This is a genomic window from Achromobacter deleyi, assembly GCF_013116765.2.
Lineage (GTDB): Bacteria > Pseudomonadota > Gammaproteobacteria > Burkholderiales > Burkholderiaceae_B > Achromobacter > Achromobacter deleyi_A.
This window is the reverse complement of record NZ_CP074375.1, coordinates 4,640,710-4,657,377: the sequence shown is the minus strand read 5'-3', so window position 1 is coordinate 4,657,377 and position 16,668 is coordinate 4,640,710. Positions and strand designations below refer to the sequence as shown.

Here is a 16,668-nt window from a genome sequence, read left to right as displayed (position 1 = left end):
AGGTTGGGGAAAAGTACAAACGCTGCCTCCGATGCTATCGGCCGGGGCGCTGCGTGACCAATCAATTCTTGACCTTAACGCATGAGTAAAACTAATGCGTGTCGCCTTCACCGGAGTCGGCCGCCGTCAGCGTCAGCCAGTCACGCAGGGCCTGGACGGACTTGCTGAGCGCGCCGCGCGGCGTGACGAACCACCAGCCTATGCGCGGATCCTCCAGCACGGCGCCGGGCAGCGCCTCCACCAGCGCGCCGCTGGCCAGTTGCGCCGCGATCAGCCTGCGCCGGCCCATGGCCACGCCCTGCCCCGCCAGGGCGGCCTCCACGACGATGTTGTAGTCATGCAGGCGCACGGTCCGGGCTTGGCCCAGGTCCAGGCCATGCCGGCGCGCCCAGGCGTCCCATTCGAATGGGTGCCTGGCGTGCGAGGCCAGCAACGGATGGCGCAGCAGGTCCGCCGGCGTGCGTGGGCGCTTTCTGCCGGCAATCAGGGCGGGGGCGCACACGACCGATAGCCGTTCCGCCATCAGCAGCGTGGCCTTCACGCCGGGCCAGGCGCCCCGGCCGTAGCGGATCGCGGCGTCCACTTCGCCGCCCGCCACGTCCGCCAGCCCGATATCGGGCTGCAGCTGCAGGTCGATATCGGGGTGGGATGCGGCGAATGCCGGAAGGCGCGGCGCGAGCCAGCGGGTGGCGAACGAGGCCAGCAGTCCGATCTTGAGGGTGTGTCGGGCGGCGGCGGGTGCGCGGATCTCGTCCGTGCCCTGGCGCAGCAGTTCGAAGGCCGCATGTACGCGCTCGTAGTAGGCCTGGCCGGCGGCGGTGAGCGCCACGGCGCGCGTGCGCCGCTCAAAGAGCGCGACGCCCAATTCGGCTTCCAGGCGCTGGATGTGATGGCTGATGGCGCTTTGCGTGACGAACAGTTCCTGCGCCGCCTGCGAAAAGCTCAGCCGCCGGGCGGCCGCTTCGAAGGCGCGCAGGGATACAAGGGCGGGCAGTGATCGCGTGGAACGCATGGGGGTCGGATGCTAAGGCGCCGGGAGCGGATGCGCGTCATCCTACGCTTTGTGGAAGGCATGGCAACTGCGGCCCCAATGCAAAAAGCCCGCAAGCAAGTTGCGGGCTTTTTTAAGGGTACTGCGGGTATTGCAAAATTCTTGGCTCCCCGAGCTGGGCTCGAACCAGCGACCTGCGGATTAACAGTCCGTCGCTCTACCGACTGAGCTATCGGGGAACAGGTAGAGGGGCCGAATTATGCACAAAAAAAAGAAAGAATGCAAAGCGGGCGGGAGATCCGGTTCCTTTCACGCAGGATAGGCCAAGCCGTGAGTTGGCAGATGAGCCAGGCCGCATGCTTGGACGCAGCCTGCGGGATCAGGTCAGGCGTTGATCGAATGCGCTGGTATCGCCGCCAAACAACGCAGTCAGTTCGCGGCCGGCTCGCATCAGCGTGGGCACCATGGCCTGCGCGCCACGGGCTTCCAGGCGGTAACGCGGGCCGGAGACGCTCAGGGCGCCCATCAGCGTTTGAGCCTGACCGAAGACCGGCACGGCGACTGCCGCCATTTCCGGATGGGCGCCGCCAAATGTGGCCGCCCAGAGCCTGCTTCTGACCTCTTCAAATTCGGGGTCTTCCGCATTGCGAAAGGCAAGCAGGATGGTGCCGGTGGCGCCGCCGGCCAGGGGCCGCCAGTCACCTTCGCGAACCGAGTCGCGAATGACCTGGTTGTTTGCGTCCACCCGGTGCAGGCACATGCGGCCGCCATTCTGATAGACATAGAACGAGGCGCTTTCACCCAGTTCGTCGACGATGCGGCGCAGGAACGGGGGCACGTACTCGGCGGTACGCAACTGGCGTTGAAAGATGGCGCCCAGCTGCAGCGGCTTGGCGCCCAGCTGATAGCTGCCGTCCGCCAGGCGGTACAGATAGTTCTGGCCGATCAGGGAATCGATCAGCCGCAACGCAGTGCTTTTGTACAGTCCCGTGCGTTTGGACAACTCAGTCAGCGTCAGGCTGTAGTCGTCTTCGCGAAACGCGCCCAGCAGATTGAGGGCCCGGTCGACCGCCGTGACGCCCTTGTCTTCCGCCGCCTTGTCCTGCGTCATTTGCACCTCTGGGTTGAATGAAAGGCTCCTGGCGCCGCTGAGAAATCGTGGCGGCGGCAGAGGCTTGTTCCGGATCCAATTGTCTCATAACGCCAATTTGTTGCATACAGCAGAACTGAGTTCTATATTTGTGTTGCGTCAGACGAAACTCAGTTCTATTATTCGAGCCATTGCACTCGGCGGCAATCCAAGCGCACAAACAGAGGCGCCAAGGTGGTGGAGGCAGCGGCGTGCAATTCCCAGGAAACTCTCTCAGGAATTGGCAAATGTTCATTGCAAGAAAAATGGCCCGCGCACTGGTCGCGGCCTCGGCCCTGGTCGCCGGCGTCCCGGCGGTGGCGGCTGACGATTACCCCGCGCGTCCGTTGCGCTTCATCGTTGGATTTGCCGTGGGGGGCCCCACGGATATCGTCGCCCGCGTCGCCGCCAACGATTTGGGCAAGGCGCTCGGCCAGACGGTGATTGTGGAAAACCGCCCCGGCGCCAATGCGACCATCGCCGCCAGTGCCGTCGCACGCGCCCAGGCCGACGGCTACACGGGCCTGATCGCCGCCACCAATCACACGATCAACGCCGTCCTGTATCCCGACCTGCAATTCAAGAGCGTCGATGACTTCGCGCCGGTGGCAGCCATTGCCGTGGCGCCCACGGTGCTGATCGTCAACAAGAATTTCCCCGCGCGAAACCTGGACGAGTTTCTCAAGGAGCTGCGGGCCAATCCGGACAAGTACTCGTACGCATCCGCTGGCAGCGGGGGCACGCCGCATCTGTCGGCCGAACTGTTCAAGAAGCTGACCAATACCTCGATCATGCATGTGCCCTACAAGGGCGCGGCGCCCGCCATGAGCGACGTGGTGGCCGGGCATGTCCCCATCTCGTTTGCGACGCTCGGTTCAGTGTTGCCGCAGATCCGCGCTGGCCAGGTCCGCGCGCTCGCGGTCGCGTCGCCGCAGCGCTCGCCGCTCCTGCCCGACGTGCCTACGTTCGAGGAGTCCGGCGTCAAGGATTTCCGCCTGGACTCCTGGTACGGCCTGATGATGCCCAAGGGCACCCCCCCTGCCGTGTTGAACCGCCTGGCCGAGAGCCTGCAGCAGATCGCCCGCACGCCCGAGTTCGCAAGCCAGATGGCCACTGCGGGATTGCAGCCCATCACCGACAGCGGTCCAGCGCAATTCGAAGCCCAGCTCCGCGCCGAGATCGCGCTTTTCAGCGATCTGGTCAAGAGCAGCAATCTGAAAGTCGATTGAGTTTCCAAAACAGGCAGACAGCATGAACACCACGCAACACTCCCCGGCCAGCTATCAGCTCTACATCGACGGCGAATGGACCGATCCGGCTTCCGGCGAATGGTTCGACACCGTGGAACCCTACTCCGGCACGGTCTGGGCACGTATCCCTCGCGGCACGGCCGTCGATGCGGACCGCGCCGTCCAGGCCGCGCACGCGGCTTACACCGCCGGCGCATGGCCGGAATTCACGGCTACGCAGCGCGCGACCCTGCTGCGCAAGCTGGCCGCGTTGATCGAAGATAACGCCGATCACCTGGGCCGGGTCGAGCAGCGCGACAACGGCAAGCTCATTACCGAAGTGCGCGGCCAGGTCTTGAACATCGCGCAGTGGTTCTACTACTACGCCGGTCTGGCGGACAAGGTGGGCGGGGACGTGGTGCCGGTGAACAAGCCGGGCGTATTCAACTACACCAAGTACGAGCCCCTGGGCGTGGTGGTGGCCATCACGCCCTGGAATTCGCCGTTGTCGCTGACGGCCTGGAAGATGGCGCCGGCGCTGGCTGCCGGCAACACCATCGTCATCAAACCTTCGGAGCATGCGTCGGCCTCCATCCTGGAACTGGCCAGGCTGGCGGGGCTGGCGGGCTTTCCCAAGGGCGTGGTGAATGTGGTGACGGGTTTTGGCGCCGAGGTCGGCGATCCGCTGGTGCGCCATCCCCTGACGCGCAAGATTGCCTTTACCGGCGGCGATGCGGGCGGCCAGAAAGTGAACGAGGCCGCGGCCAGCAGCTTCAAGCGCGTCACGCTTGAACTGGGAGGCAAGTCGCCCAATGTGGTCTTCGACGACGCGGACCTGGACCAGGCCTTGAAGGGCGTGATCTCGGGGATCTTTGCCGCCGCCGGCCAGACCTGCATGGCCGGCTCGCGCCTGCTGGTCCAGGATTCGATTCACGATGAATTCGTGGCCCAGCTCGTCGAGGTGACCAGGCAGGCGCGGATCGGCGATCCGTCGCTGCCCGACACGCAGGTGGGACCGATAGCCACGCGTGACCAATGGGAACGCGTGATGCGCATGATAGAGATGGCCAAGGCGGACGGCGCGACCTGCGTGCTGGGCGGCCATGCCCTGTCCGGCGAAGGTTATGGTCAGGGTCAATTCGTGGCGCCGACGATTTTCACGGGCGTCGAGAACGACATGCGCATTGCCCGTCAGGAGGTCTTCGGTCCCGTCCTGTCCGTGATCCGCTTCAGGGATGAGGACGACGCGATCCGCCTGGCCAACGACACCGAATATGGCCTGGCCGCGGCGGTGTGGACCAAGGACCTGCGCCGGGCCATGAAATGCGTCGACAAGATCCAGGCGGGCACCGTGTGGGTCAACAACTACCGCACCACCAGCTTTACCTCGCCGTTTGGCGGCTACAAGCGCAGCGGCATGGGCCGGGAAGGCGGCGTCGAAGCCATCAAGGAATACATGCAGGTCAAGAGCGTGTGGATCACGCCGTCCCCGCGCCGCGACAATCCGTTTGTGCTGGGCTGACCGCCATGACCGATCGTACTGATGCAACGATACCCGCCGGGATGCTGGCGGACTGGTGGCGCACTGCGGTGATCGATATCCAGCCGGGCGTGATTCGCCCGCGCGGCTATGCCATCGAGACGCTGATCGGCGAAATCAGCTTTCCCGCCATGATCTGGCTGATGCTGCGCGGCGAGCTGCCGCATCCGGCCCATGCGCGCTTGCTGGAAGCGGCCCTGGTGGCCGGCGTGGATCACGGTCCGCATGCGCCGTCCATTGCGATCGCCCGCATGGCCAGCACCTGCGGCATCGGAGTGAACGGGGCGATGGCTTCGGCCATCAATGTTCTGGGCGATGTGCATGGCGGCGCCGGGCAGGCTTGCCTGGAGCTATATCAGCGTGTGGGAGCCGCCCTGGATCAGGGGGCGGACCTGACGCAGGCCGCCACACAGGAGGTTCGGCGGATGCTGGATTCGGGGACGTTCATTCCCGGCTTCGGCCATCGCTTTCATCCGGTGGATCCGCGCGCGGGCAAGCTGCTTGCGCTTGTGGAGACGGCAAGGGAACAGGGGCACGTGGAGGGCAGGCACGCGCGAATCGCCGTTGCGGTGGAGGCGGCCTTGATGCAATTGAAAGGCAAGCGTCTGCCCATGAACATCGACGGCGCGACCGCCGTCGTGTACGGAGAACTTGGTTTCGCGCCCGAGCTTTCGCGCGGGCTGTTCGTGCTGTCGCGTTCGGTGGGCATCCTGGCGCATGCGTGGGAGCAGATGAGCATGAACGCGCGTATCAAGGGGCCGATGCCTCCGTCGGTGCCCTATCGCTATGTCGGCCCGGGCCCGCGCGCGAAGGAGAGTGAACATGGTGGATGAACGGAAGCTGCCGCTCGCGGGTGTTCGCGTGCTTGATTTCGGGCACACGGTGATGGGCCCGGCCTGCGGCATGATGCTGGCGGACCTGGGCGCCGACGTGATCAAGATCGAACCCGTGGACGGCGACCGAACGCGACGCCTGAAGGGATTCGGGACCGGCTACTTCGGCTATTTCAACCGCAACAAGCGCAGCATTGCCGTTGACCTGAAGGACGAGCGCGGCCGCGCGATCCTGCTGGAGCTGGTCAAGACCGCGGACGTGCTGGTGGAGAATTTCGCGCCCGACACGATGGAGCGCCTGGACCTGGGCTACGAGACGCTCGGCCGGACCAATCCGAGGCTCATCTACGCCAGCCTGAAGGGCTTTCTGGATGGCCCCTACCGGGAACGCCAGGCGTTGGACGAGGTGGTGCAGATGATGGCGGGCCTGGCCTACATGACCGGCCCCTCCGGCCGGCCGTTGCGGGCGGGGACCTCCGTGGTCGATATCACGGGTGGCATGTTCGCCTTGATCGCCGTGCTGCTGGCGCTGCGCGAACGAGAACAGACCGGCAAGGGCCAGAAGGTGGCCACCGCGCTGTTCGAGTCGACGGTCATGCTGATGGGCCAGCACCTTTGTTATTCGGCTCAATCCCAGGCGCCGATTCCCCCCATGCCGGAGCGCGTATCGGCATGGGCGGTGTATGAGCCCTTTCACGTCCTTGGCGGCAAACAGGTTTTCGTGGGGATTACCAGCGATCGCCATTGGGAGCGTTTCTGCGCGGAGATAGGCCGTCCGGACCTGCTGCGCAATCCGGCCTACGCCACCAACGAAGACCGTATCGACGCCCGGGCCACCTTGATCCCGGAGCTGGCGTCGGTGTTGGCCGGCATGACCCTGGAACAGGCCCTCGGGGTGTGCGAACGGGCCCGCATTCCGTTTTCTCCGATCAATCGCCCCGAGGATCTTTTTGACGACCCGCACCTGCTGGCCACCGGCGGATTGATGGAAACGGTGCTGCCTGGCGGGGTGCGCACGCGCCTGCCCCGGCTTCCCATCCGCATGGAAGGTGCGTCGTTCGATCTGCGCCGCGACCCGCCGCAGGCCGGACAGGACTCCCTGGACATCCTGCGAGAGCTAGGCCTGGACACAGCGGCGATCCAGACGCTGGTCGCGGCCGGCGTGGTCCACCAGGGTGCTTCGGACTGAACAACACACGCCGGACGACGGCGCCGCGCATCGTGGCGGCGCCCGGCCGGCATCAACTGGAAATCGATATGACGAAACATATTCTGGCAGACGCGCCTCCCGCGTTTGTCCTGGGCACCATGGCCATGACCGGCTACTACGGCGCCTCTTCCGAGAGCCAGGCCAGGGAGACGCTTGCCTACTACCTGGACCACGACGGACGGTGGATCGATACCGCGGATCTCTACGCGAACGGGGCCAATGAAGAATTGGTGGGCAAGGCAATAGCGGCCAAGCGAAACGAGCTGGTTCTCTGCACCAAGTTTGGCTATCTGTTTGGCGAACGCGCGGACCAGCGCGGCCTGGATGCCAGGCCCGAACGGGTGGAGGCTGCCTGCGACGCGAGCCTGCGCCGCCTGGGCACCGACGTGATTGATGTGTTCTACCTGCACCGGGTGGATCCGAACGTGCCGGTCGAAGACACCTACGGCGCGATGGCGCGCCTGGTCGAGAAGGGCAAGGTCCGCGCGTTGGGGCTGTGCGAGGTGGGGCCGAAGACTTATGCGCGGGCGGCGGGCATCCATCCCGTGGCCGTTGTACAGAGCGAATATTCCTTGTGGAGCCGCGAACCCGAGGACGGCATGCTGCGCTTTCTGCGCGAGCAAGGCAGTTGGTTCTTCGGCTATGCATCGCTGGGGCGCGGCATCCTGAGCGGCGCCGTCAGGAAGCCCGAGGATCTTCCGGCCGGCGACCAGCGGCGCGACATGCCGCGCTTCCAGGGCGAGAACTTCTACAAGAACATCGAACTGGTCAAGCTGCTGGAGGCGATGGCGGAAGAACTCGGCATCAAGTCCGCGCAGCTGGCCCTGGCCTGGTGCGGCCGCAATGGCGACGCTACGCCGATCGTCGGCGTGACCGAGCCCGGGCACGTGCGCGAGGCGCAGGAGGCGGTGGCGCTTACGCTGCCCGAACAGACCTGGCGCCAACTGGACGAGGTATTCGCGCCGGGCGCGGCGGCGGGCTTCCGGTACTCGGAGTCCGCCATGAAGCGGTTGGAGAGCGGCCAGTAGGCGTGGTCATCCGTGCTGGATCGCGTGCGCCGTGCGAAAGAGCTGGGGCACGATTTCGCGCTGCAGGCGGTCCACGGGGTAGTCGTGGCGGGGGGCGCTGATGCTGATGGCGGCCAACGGGAGATCGCGCGCGTCGCGCAGCAGCACGGCCGCGCCCACCTGGTTTTGTAGCACCTGGTCCTCGGTCAGTGCGTAGCCATCCTCGCGAGCTTGACTGACCAGCGATAGCAGCGCCTCCGGTTCAACCACGGTTCTTGGCGTGAAAGCGCGCGGCGGCGTGCGCTGGAGTGCCTGCCGGAGGAAGTCGTTGTCCAATTGGGTCAGCAGCATGCGCCCGCCGCTGTTGCACCATGCGGGCATGCGGCGGCCCGGCAGCATTTCAGCCAGCGTCAGCTGCCGGCTGGGCAGGCGCAGCAGATAGATCATGTCGGTTCCCGCCAGTACGCTCATGTGTACCGCCAACCCGCAGCGGTCGCGCAACGCGACCAGATGCGGCGCGGCCATGGAGACCAGGCGGTCGGTCCGCAGGAAAAAATAACCCAGTTCGACCACGCGCGGCCCCAGCCGGTAGCGGCGCGACGCCGCGTCCTTGGCGAGGTAGCCCAGCCGTTCCCAGGTATGCACAAAGCGTTGCGCAGCGCTCTTGCCCAGTCCCGTCAGGACGGCGATCTCGGTCAGCCCGAGCGTATCGGCGGCGTCCCGGAACGCCTCTAGCACCCGCATTCCCTTTTCCAGCGACGCGACGAACAGCGGGTCGTCGGATTGCGCTTGGGCGTCGATCGACGAAGCAGTCATAGGTCCAGGCGTGTGTGTCGTCATGGCGTGTTTCTGTGTGGGGAATTGGACCGCCAGGAATGGCTGTGGCTCTGGGGAGCGCTAGTTTCCCCGAATTGTCGGACATCAGAATAGCCACTATAAAGTTGATTATTCAATACTTTGTATCGTATAGCAATACTAATGAATTCTCTGACAACGATGGCGGCACCCGCCTTGTGTGACCTGAGCGCGGTGGCGCTGCGCAACGAAATCGAGGCTGGCCACCTCAGCGCGAGGGATGTGATGGCCGCGCACCTGGACCGCATCGCGGCCTGGAACCCCAAGGTCAACGCCGTGGTGACGCTGGACGCCGAAGGCGCCATGGCACGGGCCGCGCAGGCCGACGAGCATCAGGCCGCCGGTCGTCCCTTGGGCCTGCTGCACGGCTTGCCGATAGTGCACAAGGATTCGTTTCTCACGGCGGGCCTGCGGACCACCTATGGCTCGCCGCTCTACCGCGACTTCGTGCCGGACCGTGACAGCCTGATCGTCAGCCGTGAACGCGCGGCCGGCGCGATCACGCTGGGTAAGACCAATCTGCCTGAATTCGGCGCCGGCTCGCAGACCTTCAACACCGTCTTCGGCGCTACGCGCAATCCATACGACCTGCGCATGACCGCGGGCGGCAGCAGCGGAGGCGCCGCGGCCGCGCTGGCCGCGCGCATGGCGCCGCTGGCCGACGGCACGGACATGGGCGGCTCGCTGCGCAACCCGGCCTCGTTCTGCAATGTGGTGGGCCTGCGCCCGTCGCCCGGCCGCGTGCCGCAATGGCCCAGCGCCAGCCCGTACAACACGCTGACCGTGGCTGGGCCCATGGCGCGTACGGTGGCCGATGTGGCGCTGTTGCTGGCCGCCACCGCCGGCGCCGACGCGCGCGATCCCCTGGGCATCGAGCAGGACCCTGCGCGCTTCCTGGACGGCCTGGCGCGCGACTTCAAGGGCGTCCGCATTGCCTATGCGCCGACCTGGGGCGGCCTGCCCACCGAGCCGGCCGTGGTGCGTGCGCTGGAGCGTCAACTGCCCGTTTTCGCGGACCTGGGTGTCTTGGTGGAACCTGCCTGCCCGGACTTCGCCGGCGCGGACGCGTCGTTCCAGGTGCTGCGCGGCCAGACCTTCGCCGTGGGCTACGAAGCGGCGTTGCGCGAGCATCGGTCGCTGCTCAAAGACACGGTGATCTGGAACATCGAATTGGGGCTGAAGCAGCCTGCGGCGGCAATCGTGCAGGCCGAGCGCGACCGGGCTGCGCTGTTCGCGCGAACGCACGCCTTCATGCAGACCTACGAATTCATGATCGGACCGGTCAGCCAGGTGCTGCCGTTCGCGGTCGAGCAAGAGACTGTGGAGCGTATCGAAGACACACCCATGCACAACTACATCGACTGGATGCGCTCGGGCTATTACCTGTCGCTGACCGGACATCCCGCGATCTCAGTGCCTTGCGGCTTCTCCGAGGATGGCCTGCCAATCGGCATCCAGATCGTCGGACGCTATCGCCAGGAGCATGCGTTGCTGCAGCTGGCCCATGCGTTCGAGCAAGCCACGCAGTACTGGCGCCGCGCGCCCGTGCTACCGGAATGAACACCTGACAAACAACATAAGGGGAACTTCAATGAGCAAACACATCGTCCGCGCGCTCGCGCTGTGCGTCCTGGTCGCCGCGCCGGTCCTGGCCTCGGCGCAGGGCTATCCCAGCAAGCCGATCACCATGGTGGTGCCGTTCCCGCCAGGCGGGTCGACGGACGTCATCGGCCGGCTGTTCGCCGCCAAGCTGGGCGAGCGGATGGGCCAGTCCGTCGTGGTCGAGAACAAGCCCGGCGCGAACACCAGCATTGGGGCTTCGGCCGTTGCTCGGGCAGCGCCGGACGGCTATACCTTCATGATCACGGGCGCACCCACATTCACGCTCAACCCGCTGCTCTATCCCAACCTGAACTACGACCCGATCAAGAGCTACGAGTACGTCGCGATCGCGGGCAGCACGCCGTTCGTGATCCTGACCAATCCGCAGACCGGCATCGGCACGGTAGGCGACGTCGTCAGCAAGTCCGCCACGCAGCCGCTCAGCTTCGGCTCCTTCGGCAACGGCTCCACGCCGCACATCGCGGGCGAGTCCCTGGCCCAGCGCACCGGCGCCAAGCTGCTTCATGTTCCTTACCGCGGCAGCGCACCCGCCATGACGGACCTGATCGGCAACCAGATCCCGCTGTCGATCGACACGCTGGTGGCCGGTCTGCCCCAGATCAAGGCCGGCAAGGCCCGCGCCGTGGCGCTGACCGGCCGCGCGCGGTCTGCGCTGGTCCCGGACGTGCCCACGGTCGCTGAAGGCGGCGTAGCGGGTTACGACTTCGAAACCTGGTTCGGCGTGGTCATGCCGCAAGGCACGCCCGCGCCCATCGTGGCGCGCCTGTCCAAGGAGATCGAAGCGGTGATGGCCGAGCCCGACACGCGCGCCAAGCTGCAGGACCTGGGCTTTGACGCCACCTACTCCGACCCGGCGGCGTTCCGCCGCAAGGTGGAAACGGAGCTTGAGCGCAACGTGGCGATTATCAAGGCGGCGGGGATCAAGCCGGACTGATTCACTGGAGCGTGCGGCGCGAAGCGTTTTGCGCCTCACGTGCGCGGCGAAGGCATTCAGCAAACTGTATGGAAGACGGGCGGCTGGCCTATCCCTTATCATGGCCCCCAGAAGAAGGCTCGCGACCTCTCTAGTCTTTTCTGGGTTCACACATGTCTTCGTTCGACATTCAATTGCTGCTCACCGCCCTGGTGAGCGTCCTGGTGCTGGTTGCGCTCATCGTTTCACGCATCCGCATGCACCCGCTGCTGGCGTTGCTGATCGTCTCCATCGGCGTCGGTTTCGCCACGGGCATGGCGCCCGTGGCCATCGTCAAGAACCTCACGGACGGCGCGGGTAAAACGCTGGGCGCGGTGGGCGTGGTTATCGCTCTGGGCGCCATGCTGGGCAAGATCCTGGCGGATTCCGGCACGACCGAGCGGCTGGCCAATGCGATCCTGCGCCATACCTCGCCCCGCATGATCCCCTGGGCCATGACGCTGGTGGCGTTCGTCATCGGCATCCCCATGTTCTTTGAAGTGGGCCTGGTGGTGATGCTGCCGCTGATCTTCAGCGTGGCGCGCAAGCTGGAGAGCCAGGAACGATTCAAAGGCTCGGCCTATGTCTATGTGGGCGTGCCGGTGATAGCGGCGTTGGCCGCCATGCACGGCATGGTGCCCCCGCACCCCGGTCCGCTGACCGCAATCGCCACATTGAAAACCACGGTCGGTCCGACCATGATCTATGGCTTCATCGCCGCGCTGCCGGCCATGATTTTCGGCGGTCCGCTGTATGGGGCGTTCATCGCCCCGCGCATGACGACCCGGCCGGATGAAGCGTTGCTCGACCAGTTCACCGCCACCAGGGAGGACGCGGCCGGCAACAATGCGCCCAGCGTGGGCCTGGGTGTCCTGGCGGCCTTGCTGCCCGCCCTGCTGATGCTGGTGCATGCGGTTGCCGAGATGCTGCTGCCCAAGGATTCAAGCGTGACGCATGTCGCGGCCTTCCTGGGAAATCCCGTGGTCGCCATGCTGCTGGGCGTGCTGTTCGCGGCCGTCACCCTGGTCTTTCTTCGCGGCGGCGATGCGGAAAAGCTGCGCGACGCGCTGGGCAAAAGCCTCAAGCCGATTGCCGGCATCATGCTCATCATTGCCGGCGGCGGGGCTTTCCAGCAGGTGCTGACCAGCGCGAAGGTCGGCGATGCCATCGTGAATCTGACCCACCAGTTCGCCTTCCCGCCGCTGATCCTGGGCTGGCTGATCGCCATGCTGCTGTCCGTGTCCACGGGTTCGGCCACGGTCGGCATCGTGGGCGCCGCCGGGTTGCTGGCGCCGCTGGCGGGCGCCGACCCCACGCTGAACCTGCCGCTGCTCGCGCTGTCGATCGGCTGCGGCTCGCTGTTCTTCAACTACGCCAATCACGCGGGCTTCTGGATGGTGAAGGAATCCTTTGGCATGACCATGGGCGAAGCCACCAAGACGATCTCGGTGGTGCAATCGATAGTCGCGGTGGTGGGCCTGATCATGGTCCTGTTGTTCGATATGCTGCCGGCCCTGGGCTGACGAAAAGCAAAAGGCCCAACCGTCAGGTTGGGCCAAGTGCTTGAATTCATTGGTGCCGGTGAAAGGAATCGAACCCTCGACCTTCTCATTACAAGTGAGCTGCTCTACCAACTGAGCTACACCGGCGCTGCGTGCCAAGGCACGCGCAGGGACTGCATTGTAATGAAAAAAATGCAGGCCCTGCTTCGCGGGAGTTATTTGACGATGGTCAGGCGCGGACGCTTGGGTTCATCGTCATCGCCGTCGTTGCCGCCTGGGGTGGCATCGGCATCGGCGTCGGGGCCTTCGGGCGCGGCGGTGTTCGCCGTCGCGCCCTGGGCGCCCGCCTCGGGCGGTTCGTAGGGCTGTACTTCGAAGCCCATGCCCGCGCCGGTTTCGCGCGCGTAGATGGCGCTGACGGCGCCCACGGGAACGTAGACGTTTTCGGTCACGCCGCTGAAGCGGGCCTGGAATTCGATGAATTCATTGCCCAGCACCAGACGGTTGGTGGCCAGCGTGCCCACGTTCAGTGTGATCTGCCCGTCGCGCACGTGCGCGATGGGCACCATCGTGTGCTCGTCGACCTGCACGGTGATGTACGGCGTATAGCCGTTATCGGTGCACCATTCGTGCAGCGCGCGGATCAGATAAGGTTTGGTCGAAGTTTCACCCATCACACAGCCAGCCTTAACGACGCATTACTTTTTCCGAAGGCGTCAGCGCTTCGATGTAGGCCGGACGCGAGAAGATGCGTTCAGCGTACTTTTGTAGCGGAGCCGCATTCTTGGGCAGTTCGATGCCGTAGTGGTCCAGGCGCCACAGGAGCGGAGCCACGGCCACGTCGAGCATGGAGAATTCCTCGCCCAGCATGTACTTGTTCTTCAGCAGCATGGGAGCCAGCTGGGCCAGGCGGTCGCGAATGTTCTGGCGGGCGTTGGCCAGCTTCTTCTCGTCGGGCTTGGCGCTGCGGTCTTCCAGCGTCGAGACGTGAACGAACAGTTCTTTCTCGAAGTTGTAGAGGAACAGGCGGGTGCGGGCGCGCATGACCGGGTCGGCGGGCATGAGCTGCGGGTGCGGGAAGCGCTCGTCGATGTACTCGTTGATGATGTTCGACTCGTACAGGACCAGGTCGCGTTCGACCAGAATGGGCACTTGACCGTACGGGTTCATCACCGAGATGTCTTCGGGCTTGTTGTACAGGTCGATGTCGCGGATCTCGAAATCCATACCCTTTTCGAACAACACGAAGCGGCAGCGTTGCGAAAACGGACACGTGGTTCCGGAATAGAGCACCATCATGGCGGTAAGTCCTTTATGAAAAACGAAAGGCCAGCGCCTAAATCTAGCAGGCGCTGGCCCCAATTGCCAGGCGGGATAGGCGTACTGCCCTATCCGCCTCTTCCGTCCCCTATAAAAAGAAGGGGGACGGCAGGAAACCTGGCGGGGCGTTGCGGTTAGCGCACGTGTTTCCAGTACGCGGCATTCAAGCGCCACGTAACAAAGAAGAACAGCAGCAGGAACAACATGACACCGACGCCGATACGGACACGAAGTGTCTGGACGGGTTCGGACATCCAGGACATGAACGCGGTCAGGTCGGCGACGTCGTTGTCGTATGTTGCGACTTGGGCCGGGTTGGCGGCCTTAAATTTGGCATCGAAGGTGGCATGGCCGTGGTAGTTGGCTACCGGTTCGGCCTTGACCGTGGAAAAACCCTGTGCATCGTACACCGTGGTGATGCGTTCCCAGGTTTTGGGAGCGCCTTCCTTGGCATCCTTGGCTTCCACTTCATGCATGGCGACGGTCGTGAGCTCGCGCGGACCCTGGTCTTGCCAGAGGGCGTGAGGCATGCCGACGGCCGGGAACACCAGGTTGTTCCAGCCCGTGGCGCGCGACGTGTCGCGATAGAAGGTGCGCAGGTAGGTGTAGATGTAGTCGGCGCCCGAGGGGCCTGCATTCACGGATTTGGCGCGCGCGATCACGGACAAGTCCGGGGGCGTCGTGCCAAACCACTGCTTGGCGTCCTTGGCGGTCATGGCGACATTCATCATGTCGCCGACCTTTTCGCCGGTGAACAGCAGGCTTTCCTTGATTTGCTGGTCGGTCAGCCCGATGTCCTTGAGCTTGTTGTAGCGCATCGAGGACGCGCTATGACAGTTCAGGCAGTAGTTGACGAACAGCTTGGCTCCGTTCTGCAGCGACGGCATGTCGTTGACGCGGTACGGGGCCTTGTCCAGCGGAAATCCGCCTCCGGCAGCGAATGTTACGGTACACGTGAGCATCAAGGCCACGGCACCAATCAGCTTCTTGATCATGGTTAGTCCGTTATTCTCGTGGGCTCAGTGGGCGTGGAACGTGACGCGATCGGGCACTTTCTTGAAAGTGCCAAGGCGGCTCCATACCGGCATCAGGAAGAAGAATGCCAGGTACAGCAGCGTGCCGATCTGCGACGTGATGTTCAACGGCGGACTGGGCGGCTGCGTACCGATGTAGCCAAGCACCAGGAAGTTGACCATGAAGATGCCGTAGATCCACTTGTGCCACGTCGGGCGGTAGCGGATCGACTTGACCGGCGAATGGTCCAGCCAGGGCAGGAAGAACAGGATGACCACCGTGCCGCCCATCGCGACCACGCCCCAGAACTTGGCGTCGATGGCGCGCAGCAGCACGGCGACGACGATCAGGATGCCGGGGATGGCAAAGCGCATGATGCCCTTCAGGTTGCTCTTGACGAGCAGCGCGATGGCGCCAAGCACCGACGCGCCCGCCAGCACCCACGTGAATTCGTCGGTGGTCGCGCGCAGCATCGAGTAGAACGGCGTGAAGTACCAGACCGGAGCGATGTGCGGAGGCGTCTTCAGCGAGTCAGCAGGAATGAAGTTGTTGAACTCGAGGAAGTAGCCGCCCATTTCCGGGGCGAAGAACACGATGGCCGCGAACACGAGCAGGAAGCCCGCCACGCCCACCAGGTCATGCACCGAGTAGAACGGATGGAACGGGATGCCATCCTTCGGGCGGCCGTACTTGTCCTTCGGGCCCTGCTTGATCTCGATGCCGTCCGGGTTGTTCGAGCCGACTTCGTGCAGCGCCACCAGGTGAGCAGCCACCAGGCCCACCAGCACCAGCGGAATGGCGATGACGTGGAAGGCGAAGAAGCGGTTCAGCGTGGCGTCCGACACGACGTAGTCGCCGCGGATCCAGATGGACAGTTCAGGACCGATGAACGGAATGGCCGCGAACAGGTTCACGATCACCTGGGCGCCCCAATACGACATCTGGCCCCACGGCAGCAGGTAGCCGAAGAAAGCTTCGGCCATCAGACAGAGGAAGATCGCGACGCCGAAGATCCACACGAGTTCGCGCGGCTTGCGGTAGGAACCGTAAAGCAGGCCGCGAAGCATGTGCAGGTACACGACGACGAAGAACATCGACGCGCCGGTGGAGTGCATGTAGCGCACCAGCCAGCCCCACGGGACCTCGCGCATGATGTATTCGACGGATTGGAACGCGCGTTCGGCATCCGGCTTGTAGTGCATGACCAGGAAAATGCCGGTCACGATTTGCAGCACCAGCACCAGTAGCGCCAGCGAGCCAAAGAAATACCAGAAGTTGAAATTCTTCGGGGCGTAATACTCGGACAGATGGGCTTTCCAGGTGGATGTCACCGGAAAGCGCCGGTCCAGCCAGCCCAACAGGCCTGTCGTCTCGACGGTTTTCTCGCCAGCCATGTAACGGCTCCTTCTCTAATACGTGGCGTATTGTTTTACTTACGTAATTCGGGAAAAAAGCGCGACGCG

General features: G+C 64.4%; 15 protein-coding genes and 2 tRNA genes. 8 read left to right on the top strand and 9 right to left on the bottom strand.

Translation table 11 applies throughout. The features are described 5' to 3' along the window. Positions 1–91 precede the first annotated feature (91 nt). The 3 genes from gcvA to HLG70_RS20995 form a co-directional block, all read right to left on the bottom strand. A complete protein-coding gene (gene gcvA / locus HLG70_RS21005) occupies positions 92–1,012 on the bottom strand; it encodes a transcriptional regulator GcvA (protein WP_171666288.1) in 921 nt (306 codons plus the stop codon). A gap of 142 nt (positions 1,013–1,154) precedes the next feature. Then, positions 1,155–1,230, bottom strand: a tRNA-Asn gene (locus HLG70_RS21000). Positions 1,231–1,370: 140 nt separating this feature from the next. Beyond that, a complete protein-coding gene (locus tag HLG70_RS20995) occupies positions 1,371–2,102 on the bottom strand; it encodes an IclR family transcriptional regulator (RefSeq protein ID WP_171666290.1) in 732 nt (243 codons plus the stop codon). 266 nt (positions 2,103–2,368) lie between these two features. Here HLG70_RS20995 and HLG70_RS20990 point away from each other — a divergent pair, with 266 nt between their 5' ends. From HLG70_RS20990 to HLG70_RS20970, 5 genes are all read left to right on the top strand, one after another. Beyond that, positions 2,369–3,349: a Bug family tripartite tricarboxylate transporter substrate binding protein gene (locus tag HLG70_RS20990; protein ID WP_171666292.1), complete on the top strand. Its 981-nt coding sequence runs from the start codon at positions 2,369–2,371 to the stop codon at positions 3,347–3,349. Between the two features lie 22 nt (positions 3,350–3,371). Further along, positions 3,372–4,871 (top strand): aldehyde dehydrogenase, encoded by a 1,500-nt coding sequence (locus HLG70_RS20985; RefSeq protein WP_171666294.1) that lies wholly within the window; start codon positions 3,372–3,374, stop codon positions 4,869–4,871. Between the two features lie 41 nt (positions 4,872–4,912). Beyond that, positions 4,913–5,722, top strand: a complete 810-nt coding sequence (locus HLG70_RS20980) for a citryl-CoA lyase (RefSeq protein WP_234103157.1) — start codon at positions 4,913–4,915, stop codon at positions 5,720–5,722. Then, a complete protein-coding gene (locus tag HLG70_RS20975) occupies positions 5,715–6,911 on the top strand; it encodes a CaiB/BaiF CoA transferase family protein (protein WP_349773973.1) in 1,197 nt (398 codons plus the stop codon). The genes HLG70_RS20980 and HLG70_RS20975 overlap by 8 nt, the downstream gene beginning before the upstream one ends. A gap of 68 nt (positions 6,912–6,979) precedes the next feature. Further along, a complete protein-coding gene (locus HLG70_RS20970; protein WP_171666298.1) occupies positions 6,980–7,960 on the top strand; it encodes an aldo/keto reductase in 981 nt (326 codons plus the stop codon). 6 nt (positions 7,961–7,966) lie between these two features. Here the strand turns inward: HLG70_RS20970 and HLG70_RS20965 are convergent, their stop codons facing one another. Further along, positions 7,967–8,755, bottom strand: a complete 789-nt coding sequence (locus tag HLG70_RS20965) for an IclR family transcriptional regulator (protein WP_171666300.1) — start codon at positions 8,753–8,755, stop codon at positions 7,967–7,969. A gap of 162 nt (positions 8,756–8,917) precedes the next feature. On the opposite strand from HLG70_RS20965, the gene HLG70_RS20960 reads away from it, so the two are divergent. The 3 genes from HLG70_RS20960 (at position 8,918) to HLG70_RS20950 (ending at position 12,892) form a co-directional block, all read left to right on the top strand. Beyond that, complete coding sequence (locus tag HLG70_RS20960) at positions 8,918–10,354, top strand: amidase (RefSeq protein WP_419144779.1); 1,437 nt, start codon at positions 8,918–8,920, stop codon at positions 10,352–10,354. Between the two features lie 31 nt (positions 10,355–10,385). Next, the gene (locus HLG70_RS20955; RefSeq protein ID WP_171666302.1) at positions 10,386–11,351 is read left to right on the top strand and encodes a Bug family tripartite tricarboxylate transporter substrate binding protein; all 966 of its coding nucleotides are present in this window, start codon (positions 10,386–10,388) and stop codon (positions 11,349–11,351) included. A 152-nt stretch (positions 11,352–11,503) separates the two neighbouring features. Next, positions 11,504–12,892 carry a GntP family permease gene (locus tag HLG70_RS20950; RefSeq protein ID WP_171666304.1) on the top strand — a complete coding sequence of 463 codons (1,389 nt, stop codon included), beginning with the start codon at positions 11,504–11,506 and terminating at the stop codon, positions 12,890–12,892. Positions 12,893–12,942: 50 nt separating this feature from the next. Here the strand turns inward: HLG70_RS20950 and HLG70_RS20945 are convergent. From HLG70_RS20945 to HLG70_RS20925, 5 genes are all read right to left on the bottom strand, one after another. After that, a tRNA-Thr gene (locus HLG70_RS20945) sits at positions 12,943–13,018 on the bottom strand. Positions 13,019–13,086: 68 nt separating this feature from the next. Next, complete coding sequence (locus HLG70_RS20940) at positions 13,087–13,545, bottom strand: ClpXP protease specificity-enhancing factor (protein ID WP_171666306.1); 459 nt, start codon at positions 13,543–13,545, stop codon at positions 13,087–13,089. A gap of 13 nt (positions 13,546–13,558) precedes the next feature. Next, positions 13,559–14,170, bottom strand: a complete 612-nt coding sequence (locus tag HLG70_RS20935; RefSeq protein WP_006388039.1) for a glutathione S-transferase N-terminal domain-containing protein — start codon at positions 14,168–14,170, stop codon at positions 13,559–13,561. 155 nt (positions 14,171–14,325) lie between these two features. Further along, entirely contained in the window at positions 14,326–15,186 is an 861-nt protein-coding gene (locus HLG70_RS20930) for a cytochrome c1 (RefSeq protein WP_171666308.1), read from the bottom strand. Between the two features lie 24 nt (positions 15,187–15,210). Continuing rightward, positions 15,211–16,599 (bottom strand): cytochrome b, encoded by a 1,389-nt coding sequence (locus HLG70_RS20925; RefSeq protein ID WP_171666310.1) that lies wholly within the window; start codon positions 16,597–16,599, stop codon positions 15,211–15,213. Positions 16,600–16,668: the final 69 nt, after the last annotated feature.